Genomic DNA, 9787 nt, shown 5'->3' on the forward strand with positions numbered 1-9787 from the left:
GTCGGCACCTGATCGGCAGAGACATACCAGTCCGCCGAAACATAGGCGTGAGCCCCCGTCACTGCGATCAGCCAGAGCGATTTTCCGTCCGCCAGCTTCGCGAGCGGGTTTTGGCGTGCGACATGAAATGCGACAATCGGCGAACCGTCATCGGAATAGGACAGGTGAAAGGGCAGCGGAGATGCAACGGGCTTGCTTCCATCCCAGGCTGTGATCGTGCCGAAGCCGCGCGCCCGCGCCCACGCAAGACTCGCGGCGCGATCGGGCTTGAACATGGGAGGCGTATACATTGCAAACTCCTGCTTGATGTAGGAGCCGCCAGATCAGACCGCGTATTGTGGGGAGGCCGCGGAACGCATCCGGCGGCAGAGGCTGATATCTAAACGCAGATGTCCGCCCATACCGCTGAGGTGCGGCGGCGGCGAACAATGAAAGCGGTCACGGCGTTAAGCATGGGCGCGTCTATAAGGCCGCGCCCGATGCTCGTCAAGTTGTTAGCCCCGATGCGGGATGCGTGCTGCTGCCAACACGCATTCACGCGACGGGCCATTTCACCAAGCTAGATCACCGGATTCCACGGCGCCGGGATTACCTGATATCCGGCGCCATCTTTCACGATATGGCCCAGTCCGGGGAACGGGTAATGGAAGCCCTGGACTTGCAGCTTCTCGGCTACCACCATGTCGTACACCCGGCGACGTGTCTTTTCCGCCATTTCAGCATCTTGATCGAAGAACGCGTGCCAGCCCGGGTTGGTCGCAAAGGGGTTCGGATTATTCGTGACGTCGGACTGGATATACACCTTGCCCGACCCGGACGAGAGCACATACGAAGTGTGGCCCGGAGTATGGCCGATCGTATCGACGGCAAGCAGGCCGGGGGCGACCTCTTTGCCCCACTCATAGGGTGTGACCTTTTTCTTGAGGCCGGCCTCGAAGACATTCCGGTTATTTTTGAAGAGTCCCTGCATGCGCCCGGCCGGGGCGCGGCTCATTTCGCCGTCGTCCATCCAGAATTTCCATTCGGTAGCGGGCACCAGCACTTCGGCGTTGGGAAATGCCGGCGTACCGTCGGCGGTCAGCAGGCCGTTCACATGGTCACCGTGAAAATGTGAGATGACCACCATGTCGACGGCCTTGGGATCGAAGCCCGCCGCAACCATGTTTTCCCCGAACAGACCGTTTGCGCCCTTGCTGTTGGTTTTCGCGACTGGGCCGTTGCCCGTATCGATGACGACCAGCTTGCCTCCGGTGTTGATCACCAACGGCGCGAAGTGAATCGTGAAGACGTCTTTCGGCAGAAAGGCCTTCTCCAGGGCCGCGTTGACTTCTTCTTTTTTGGCATTGGTAATGAAGGAATCTTCAAGTTTGAAGGTACTCCTGCCGTCGGAAACAACGGTAACCTGGATATCGCCCACCTTATAGCGATAGAAGCTTGGCGCCTGCTTGTCTGCCATGGGTGCAGCCGCCTTGGCCTGCAGCGGTGGCAACAGCGGTGCGGCAGTGATCGCGGCGGCTCCGGCCAGTGCGTGACGTCGTGTCAGTTTCATGCTGATGTCCTCCCAGTGAGACTATGATTTCGGCGGCGGGACGGTTGCCCACTTTGCGCTAGTGCCGTGACCACGTTACTTTTAGCAGCGGCGCTACACAAGGTTGCAACACCGGCACATGGTATCTTGCCGGTTAACCCCGGCATTCACGGCTTATTCCGGGCGACTTCACGCTTCAGAAGACGCCCCAAATCCACTCGGCAACGCCAGCAAGCACGTCACCGAACAGCAACAGCACCGCCGACCAAACTAGCGCCGACACGAAATTGGCAAGCTGGAACGGCCAATAAGGCATTTCAAAAATTCCGGCAGCGAGCGGGACTGAAGCGCGCAACGGTCCGAAGAAGCGCCCGATGAAAATACTCGGCACGCCCCATTTCTTCACGAACTCCTCGCCACGCGGGAGTATCTCCGGGTAGCGCGATAGCGGCCAGATCTGGGCGACTTGCTCCTTGTACCTGAACCCAAACCAGTATGAGACCCAATCGCCGAGCCCGGCGCCAATCCCACCGGCGATCCACACCGGCCAGAAGCTGATGCCGCTCGCGCCGATCAGCGCACCGATCGCGATCAGCGCCCCCCAGGCTGGAACCAGGAGCGAAATAAAAGCGAGCGATTCTCCGAATGCCAGCACCAGAACGATCGGTGCAGCCCAGGCCTGATGGTCGCGGACGAAGTCGGCCATGGCCCGCGCGAGATCTTGCATTCCGAACGCCCTTTTTTTGGGGATGCCCTTTTGAGCCTTGAACCTTTTCTGCAGATCCAATGGCTGAAAACAGGTAAGCCAGCTCTATCACTGACATCAAGTCACAAGGGCGGCGACAGTCCATGAGCCAAGGCCTCGACTGCCCTGCAACTGAAAGCGAAAAACCCAGAGGAAAAACGGATGATCGGATCGCTGATGATGTGCGTAGGTACGTTGCTTCTTCTCGTCGGCATGCTCGCCGGTATCGCCATGGGGATCCAGCAAGATTTTACGCTGGCCCCAGCGCACGCGCACCTGAACCTGATCGGCGGAGTGCTCCTGTTCGTGTTCGGATTGTACTATCGCCTGATGCCCGCGGCCGGCAGCACTGGCCTGGCGAAGCTGCAAGGAACGCTCCATATAGTTGGCGCGATCGTATTTCCGGCAGGCATTGCGCTCGTGGTGCTGAAGGGCACGTCATTTATCGCCGCACCGATAGCGGGGTCCTTGATAGTGATCACCGCGATGGCCCTTTTTGCGGTGATCGTGTTCCGATCGGCCAGGGCCAAGTTCTAGAGGGCCAAGTTCTAGAGCGAGTGCTATGACACATTTTGCCGCTGGCACATGCAGCGGAAGCCATTAGCTATTCGCGAGAAACCAGAACTCATCGGATCACCAGCTCTACTCAGGCTCCAGATTGTGCCTGCGGTCACTTTTTAAGCGTGATCCGTGGCATAGTCGGGAGCCTTGATTCGCACGCCGTAGCCGTGCGCAGCACATGAAGCAAAATGCCTAAACCATTCAAAGCGCTCGCTAAAAACAAGACAGCCAACGATCTGTTCGGAACTTCAGCGTCCAAAGACCGGCCTCTCAAGGCCGCCCCGCGGAGTTCCAGTGCCGAGGCCGGCTACACCGCGCGCGATATCGAGGTGCTGGAAGGCCTCGAGCCGGTACGACGCCGGCCCGGCATGTATATCGGCGGTACCGACGAAAAAGCGCTGCATCACCTGTTTGCCGAAGTCATCGACAACGCCATGGATGAGGCGCTGGCGGGGCACGCTTCCTTTATTGAAGTGGAATTGAGCGCCGACGGATTTCTAAGCGTGACGGACAACGGCCGGGGTATTCCGATCGATCCGCATCCGAAGTTTCCGAAAAAATCCGCGCTCGAAGTCATCATGTGCACGCTGCACTCGGGCGGTAAATTCGATTCCAAGGTCTACGAGACTTCCGGCGGCTTGCATGGCGTTGGCGTGTCGGTGGTGAACGCGTTATCAGCGCGGCTCGAAGTCGAGGTCGCCCGCGGTCAGCAACTCTATCGTATGGCATTCGAGCGCGGCCATCCCAAAGGCAAGCTCGAAGATCTCGGCAAGATCAACAACCGACGCGGCACCAAAATCCGCTTCAAGCCGGACCACGACATCTTCGGCGCCAAGGCGGCTTTCAAACCACAACGCCTGTTCAAAATGGCGCGGTCAAAGGCGTATCTATTCGGCGGCGTTGAAATTCGCTGGCATTGCGATCCCAGTCTTTTGAAGGGCGTCGAGGATGTACCAGCGGAGGACAGTTTTCATTTCCCGGGTGGCTTGAAAGATTTTCTCGCCGCCGCCATTCACGCCGACACCCTGGTGCACCCGGATATCTTCTCCGGCAAATCCGGGCGCGTCGGCGCACATGGCGCCTGCGAATGGGCCGTTGCCTGGACGGTGGATGCTGACGGGTTCCTATCCTCCTATTGCAACACCGTGCCGACGCAAGATGGCGGCACCCATGAATCCGGCATGCGCAGCGCGCTGCTGCGCGGGTTGAAGGATCATGCCGAACGCGTCGGTCAAGGCAAACGCGCCGCCAATGTCGTCTCCGAAGACGTCATGGTTGGAGCCGCCGTCATGCTGTCGGTGTTCGTGCGCGAGCCTGAATTCCAGGGCCAGACCAAAGACCGGCTTGCAACCGCCGAAGCTCAACGCATCGTAGAGCAGGCGATCAAGGACCCGTTTGATCATTGGTTATCGGGCAACCCGGCGCAGGCCAACCGGCTGCTTGATTTTGTGGTCGAGCGCGCGGACGAGCGGCTGCGGCGCCGTGCCGAGAAGGAAATTGCCCGCAAGACCGCGGTAAAGAAAGCGAGATTACCGGGTAAACTCGCCGACTGCACCAGCACCGCTGCCGAAGGATCGGAGTTGTTTATCGTCGAGGGCGACTCCGCCGGCGGCAGTGCCAAGCAGGCGCGCGACCGCAACACGCAGGCCATTCTGCCGTTGAAAGGAAAGATCCTCAACGTCGCGTCCGCGACCAAGGACAAGCTGACCGCAAACGCGCAGCTCAGTGAACTGGTCCAGGCGATCGGATGCGGCACGGGCACGCACTATCGCGAGGAGGATCTGCGATACGCCCGCATCATCATCATGACCGACGCCGACGTCGACGGAGCGCATATCGCCTCGCTCTTGATCACGTTCTTCTACCGCCAAATGCCGCGGCTGATCGATGAGGGTCATCTATATCTGGCTGTGCCGCCGTTATATCGGCTGACCCACGGCGACAAGACCATCTATGCCCGCGATGACATCCACAAGGAGGCGCTGTTGAAGAGCGAATTCAACGCGAACGCAAAGGTGGATATCGGTCGCTTCAAGGGGCTGGGCGAGATGATGCCGGCACAGTTGAAAGAAACCACCATGGACCCGTCCAAGCGCTCCCTGCTGCGGGTCGTACTTTTGGCCGACGACCGCGAGGGTACCGCCGATTCGGTCGAGCGTCTGATGGGCACGAAGGCCGAGGCGCGCTTTGCCTTCATTTCCGACAAGGCCGCATTCGCCAGCGAGGATCTGCTGGACGTGTAGGCCCGACCCGGAATCCAAAGCGGCAAAGGCCTTTCACAAGGCATCGTTGAAACTCCGGCTACGCTGCCTTGCGCCTCTCGCCGCTGGGCGTTTCCTTCCCTAAGGTTGTATAAGTCGATCGACACACCTTTTTCAGAAAGGTGTGTCTTGGAGGTAACAACATGTGCTAGCGCAGCCTGCTATGCTGACCTCAGGTTGAGATTCTTACCGACGCACCTAGAGCGGGATCGAGTCCGACGATTTGAACAACAGGGATCGGCAGATGAAAAAAATCGGACTCGCTATTGCGGTGCTTGCAGCATTCTCGGGATCGGTGGTCGCAGCGGACATGACCCCAGGCGCTTACACCAAAGCTCCCCCACGAACGATCGCGGCGAACTGGACTGGTTTTTATCTGTTCGGCGGCGCCGGTGGCGGTCTCTGGGCTGCCGATAACAACGTATTGCTGCAAGACACCGGGGTTCCGCTGACACGTGATCAACGCCTGGGCGGCAGCGGATGGTACGGAACGGTCGGCGCCGGATATGATTGGCAGGTCAACAGCGGCTGGTTAATCGGTATCCTCGCTGACGGGCAATTCGGCAGTATTCGCGGCTCGATTGCTGACCGGATTTTTGAAGGTACCGAAAAGCTCCGGACCAGCTATGCGGCAGGCATAAGACTGGGCTATCTGGTCGCCCCCAACGTGGTGTCCTATGTTAACGCTGGCTATTCGGGTTCGCAGTGGTCGGGTACAACAACTTCCTTGACGCTTACTTCCTTTAGTGGTGCGGTTTCTACGACGCCCTCCTTTCATCGTAACGGGTTCTTCGTGGGCGGCGGTGTGGAAAACAACGTCAATATCTTTGGTGTTTCGGCGCCCGGCTGGTTCATGAAGACCGAATATCGTTCGGCTTTCTATGATCGTGTCACACTTCCTGAAAGCTTTGCGGATACAGGCTTGCCCACCGCCGATTCAATTACCTTCAAACCGTGGGTGCAAACGATCAGCACGTCGCTGGTGTACCGCTTTAACTGGGGTGACCCGGCGGTCATAAGGTAGTGATCTGACCTGGCGCTACTCGTCCTGAAAGCCCCGGCACGGTCCGGGGCTTTTTTTGTGCTCCGTCAGTCGGTCTAACCCTATTTCGGGAGCGCTTCCGGCTTGCTCAGCGCTGGGCCATCCCCCCGCTCGCTCGAGAGCGGCGAACAACTCTTGATTTGCTGCTTGGGTGTGGATTCCTCGATGCGCCGGGGTCCCTCTTCATTGTTCGGCGGCGCCAGCGCTGGGGGCCTTACGGGCTCCAGAGAGCCCTTGGCCGCAAATTTATGGGCAATACGGGGGATCCAAGGCTCCTACCGGATTTGCGCTATTGAATACCCGTATTTCTACGGATGTTTTCCGGCCGGTGTGCCCGGGCAGCAACAGCATTTTGGGTGGGACTGGGTATAGTTCGCCTACTGAGCTTTGAGAATCGGTGCATTTGCACTCGTGTCACGCGATCGGGTTCGAACGCTTAAATTTGGGGATTTGACAATGAAGAAATTCGTACTCGCGCTTTCTGCCATTGCGGCGTTCACCGCTCCTGCCCTCGCGGCTGACATGGCAACCAAGGCTCCGATGAGGGCGGCGCCGGTGGCTTACGCGCCTTCATGGACCGGTTTTTACATCTTCGGTGGTGGCGGTGGTGGGCTGTGGAATGCAGACAGCAACGTCAACACCTTTCCGGGCGGACTTCCGATCACTCGTGATCAACGGATGGGCGGCAGCGGCTGGTTTGGAACGGTGGGCGCCGGCTTCGACTGGCAGTTTAGCAACTGGGTGCTTGGCATCTTCGGTGACGGACAATTCGGAGAGCTTCGTGGTTCGATTGCCGATCCCGATCTTGGTATCGAGGGCCGGGAAAAGCTTCGCACCAGCTATGCCGCTGGCGTGAGACTCGGTTATCTCGTCGCGCCCAACGTGCTGTCCTACGTCAATGCCGGTTACTCCGGTTCGGAATGGTCCGGCTCCAGCCTGTCGACTCTCGCTGCTGGCGGCGGCCCGACGGTTCTTACCACGCCCTCTTTCCATCGCGATGGATGGTTTGTCGGCGGCGGCTTCGAAAACAACCTGAACATCTTCGGCATTACGGCACCTGGCTGGTTCATGAAGACCGAGTATCGCTCAGCCTTCTATGACCGCATCAGTCTTCCGGAGACCTTGGTTGGCGGTCGCAGTGCCGGTGGCGCGATCACGTTCAAGCCTTGGGTCCAGACCATCAGCACATCACTCGTATATCGCTTCAACTGGGGCGGGGCGCCGATCTCCGCTGGCTACTGATCTCTCCTGAGCTTCCAGAAACTGAAAAGCCCCGGCATCGTCCGGGGCTTTTTTTATCTTTGCTAACAAAACACATTGCGGCCAGGGCTACCTCATTCCGTTCTTGCTGCAATTAAGCGCGCACGCCACGCTGGCGACATCGGCTGGCAGATCCCCGCCTTGCACCAAGAAGGATGACACCGTGCGACAATTGCTCTTGACCGTCGGGCTCCTCGCACTCGCAATGGGCCTGCTCTGGATCGGTCAGGGCACCGGCATGATACACTGGCCGCAATCAAGTTTCATGATCAACGAGATCAAGTGGGCCGGATACGGCGCTGTCGTCGCCGCGCTCGGACTGATCTTGATTTGGCAGAGCAAGCGCTGAGCACGATCCAGGGGAATCAGTAATGACGGCGAGCGAGCGATTCGATCTGACGGGGAAGGTAGCGATCGTCACGGGCGGCAATGGCGGCATCGGCCTCGGCATGGCACGTGGGCTGGCTGATGCCGGGGCCGACATTGCTGTGGTCGGACGCAACGAGGGGAAGTGCCTGGCGGCAGCCAATGAACTAAAAATGCGCGGCGTCAAAGCGATCTCTATCATTGTCGATGTTACCGACAAGACAGCCGTGGCCGAGATGACCAGGCAGACCCTGCGTGAGCTTGGCCGCATAGATATTCTCGTCAACAATGCCGGCATCAACATCCGCAAACCGCCGCACGTTCTTGATATCGACGAATGGGACGGCGTGATCAGGACCAATCTGACAAGCGCGTTCCTGTGCTCGCAGTCGGTCTATCCAACAATGAAGGAGATGGGCGGCGGCAAGATCATCAACATCGGTTCGATGATGTCGATCTTCGGCGCCAGTTTCACGCCGGCCTATGCTGCAAGCAAGGGCGGCATCGTTCAGTTCACCCGCTCCTGCGCCTGCGCGTGGGCTGCCGACAATATCCAAACAAATGCGATATTACCTGGGTGGATCGACACCGATCTGACCAAGCGCGCGCGCGAGCAGATTGATGGGCTGCACGAACGGGTCCTGGCGCGAACCCCGGCGGCCCGCTGGGGTGTATCGGCCGACTTCGCTGGTATCGCCGTGTTTCTCGCCTCGCACGCTTCTGATTTCGTCACCGGTACCGCCATTCCCGTCGATGGCGGATTCTCGATCATGGGATAATCGAAGGTGTTTCAGCGGCGACGTTCGAAGGCGAGTTCTCCGATGTCGCCCGCAGCTACGCCGGCAAGGGCGTCGTCAGATACGAGTGGTAAGCAGGAGCCAGACGGGCGCTCGAGTTTTACGGTCCCCCGAGGCTTCCCACAAGATGATCTTCAAGGAGCGCTGCAATCGCAAGGTCGCGACTGTCATTTGTGCAAAACATTAAGCTTTTTCGGCGCTTGCCGGGTCTGCTCCATTGACTTTAGCCAATTCGCCCCTATGTTCCGCTCAACGCGGCCCGGTATCGAAACGCGATATCTTGATCAAGCCGCCTGCCTGCGTATCCGAAAATCCCGTGCAAGATTGCATGCCGTTCCGGGGTTGAGCGCGACAGTTATTTCCGAGATTCCAAGCGGCGGTTTCTACCAGAGGCTCAATGTCCTTTTCCCATCTCGGCTTGTCCGACAAGGTGCTCGCCGCCGTCGCGGCTACTGGCTACACCACCCCTACCCCCATTCAGGAACAGGCGATTCCCCATGTTTTGGCGCGCCGAGACGTTCTCGGGATCGCGCAAACCGGCACCGGCAAGACCGCCGCCTTTGTCCTTCCGATGCTCACGTTGCTGGAAAAGGGCCGCGCCCGCGCGCGAATGCCGCGCACCCTTATCCTCGAACCGACACGCGAGCTTGCCGCTCAGGTGAAGGAACAATTCGACAAATACGGAGCCGGCCAGAAGCTCAACGTCGCACTCCTGATCGGCGGCGTTTCATTTGGTGATCAGGACAGCAAGCTGACTCGCGGCGTCGACGTGCTGATCGCAACCCCGGGCCGCTTGCTCGATCATACCGAGCGCGGCGGATTGCTCCTCACTGGTGTCGAGCTTTTGGTGATCGACGAAGCCGACCGCATGCTGGACATGGGATTCATTCCCGACATTGAACGCATCTGCAAGATGATCCCGTTCACGCGCCAGACGCTATTCTTCACGGCGACGATGCCTCCCGAAATCGCCCGTATCACTGAAACTTTCCTGCACAATCCCGAGAAAATCGAAGTCTCGAGGCCGGCGACGACGGCGGTCGGTGTGGCTCAGTTCCAGGTCAGCGTTGGCCGCGAGCCTCATGAAAAACGCGAGACTCTGCGTCGCCTTTTGCGCGATGCCAAAGATCTGAACAACGCGATCATCTTCTGCAATCGCAAGCGTGAAGTGGCGCTGCTGCACAAATCGCTGCAGAAGCATGGCTTCAGTGTGGGTGCCCTGCATGG

General features: G+C 58.9%; 10 protein-coding genes and 1 pseudogene. 8 read left to right on the top strand and 3 right to left on the bottom strand.

All coding sequences use genetic code 11. The features are described from left to right. The 3 genes from VJV58_RS08915 to VJV58_RS08925 form a co-directional block, all read right to left on the bottom strand. A partial coding sequence (locus VJV58_RS08915) for an FMN-binding negative transcriptional regulator (protein WP_324136977.1) occupies positions 1 to 290 on the bottom strand: 290 nt, incomplete at its 3' end. Between the two features lie 269 nt (positions 291 to 559). Then, complete coding sequence (locus VJV58_RS08920; RefSeq protein ID WP_324136978.1) at positions 560 to 1549, bottom strand: MBL fold metallo-hydrolase; 990 nt, start codon at positions 1547 to 1549, stop codon at positions 560 to 562. Between the two features lie 175 nt (positions 1550 to 1724). Then, positions 1725 to 2255 carry a DedA family protein gene (locus tag VJV58_RS08925; protein ID WP_324136979.1) on the bottom strand — a complete coding sequence of 177 codons (531 nt, stop codon included), beginning with the start codon at positions 2253 to 2255 and terminating at the stop codon, positions 1725 to 1727. A gap of 180 nt (positions 2256 to 2435) precedes the next feature. On the opposite strand from VJV58_RS08925, the gene VJV58_RS08930 reads away from it, so the two are divergent. The 8 genes and pseudogenes from VJV58_RS08930 to VJV58_RS08960 all read left to right on the top strand — a co-directional run. Continuing rightward, positions 2436 to 2810 (top strand): hypothetical protein, encoded by a 375-nt coding sequence (locus VJV58_RS08930; protein WP_324136980.1) that lies wholly within the window; start codon positions 2436 to 2438, stop codon positions 2808 to 2810. A 212-nt stretch (positions 2811 to 3022) separates the two neighbouring features. After that, a complete protein-coding gene (gene parE / locus VJV58_RS08935) occupies positions 3023 to 5077 on the top strand; it encodes a DNA topoisomerase IV subunit B (protein ID WP_324136981.1) in 2055 nt (684 codons plus the stop codon). A 262-nt stretch (positions 5078 to 5339) separates the two neighbouring features. Beyond that, on the top strand, positions 5340 to 6119 hold the full coding sequence (locus tag VJV58_RS08940; protein WP_324136982.1) for a porin family protein: 780 nt from the start codon (positions 5340 to 5342) through the stop codon (positions 6117 to 6119). 474 nt (positions 6120 to 6593) lie between these two features. Further along, positions 6594 to 7379, top strand: a complete 786-nt coding sequence (locus VJV58_RS08945) for an outer membrane protein (protein ID WP_324136983.1) — start codon at positions 6594 to 6596, stop codon at positions 7377 to 7379. Between the two features lie 181 nt (positions 7380 to 7560). Beyond that, positions 7561 to 7746 (top strand): hypothetical protein, encoded by a 186-nt coding sequence (locus VJV58_RS08950; RefSeq protein ID WP_324136984.1) that lies wholly within the window; start codon positions 7561 to 7563, stop codon positions 7744 to 7746. A gap of 22 nt (positions 7747 to 7768) precedes the next feature. Continuing rightward, positions 7769 to 8542, top strand: a complete 774-nt coding sequence (locus VJV58_RS08955) for a glucose 1-dehydrogenase (RefSeq protein WP_324136985.1) — start codon at positions 7769 to 7771, stop codon at positions 8540 to 8542. A gap of 11 nt (positions 8543 to 8553) precedes the next feature. Beyond that, a pseudogene (locus VJV58_RS22375) lies at positions 8554 to 8634 on the top strand (autotransporter outer membrane beta-barrel domain-containing protein); the annotation flags it as partial. 323 nt (positions 8635 to 8957) lie between these two features. Beyond that, positions 8958 to 9787 (top strand): DEAD/DEAH box helicase (locus tag VJV58_RS08960; RefSeq protein ID WP_324136986.1); only part of this gene is annotated, 830 nt, incomplete at its 3' end.

This window comes from Bradyrhizobium sp., from assembly GCF_035273305.1.
GTDB lineage: Bacteria > Pseudomonadota > Alphaproteobacteria > Rhizobiales > Xanthobacteraceae > Bradyrhizobium.

Excerpts from the sequence above, each read along its gene's own strand:
- VJV58_RS08930 (WP_324136980.1), top strand. The coding sequence starts at position 2,436 with ATGATCGGATCGCTGATGATGTGCGTAGGTACGTTGCTTCTTCTCGTC.
- VJV58_RS08945 (WP_324136983.1), top strand. The coding sequence starts at position 6,594 with ATGAAGAAATTCGTACTCGCGCTTTCTGCCATTGCGGCGTTCACCGCT.
- VJV58_RS08920 (WP_324136978.1), bottom strand. The coding sequence starts at position 1,549 with ATGAAACTGACACGACGTCACGCACTGGCCGGAGCCGCCGCGATCACT.
- parE (WP_324136981.1), top strand. The coding sequence starts at position 3,023 with ATGCCTAAACCATTCAAAGCGCTCGCTAAAAACAAGACAGCCAACGAT.
- VJV58_RS08925 (WP_324136979.1), bottom strand. The coding sequence starts at position 2,255 with ATGCAAGATCTCGCGCGGGCCATGGCCGACTTCGTCCGCGACCATCAG.
- VJV58_RS08955 (WP_324136985.1), top strand. The coding sequence starts at position 7,769 with ATGACGGCGAGCGAGCGATTCGATCTGACGGGGAAGGTAGCGATCGTC.
- VJV58_RS08940 (WP_324136982.1), top strand. The coding sequence starts at position 5,340 with ATGAAAAAAATCGGACTCGCTATTGCGGTGCTTGCAGCATTCTCGGGA.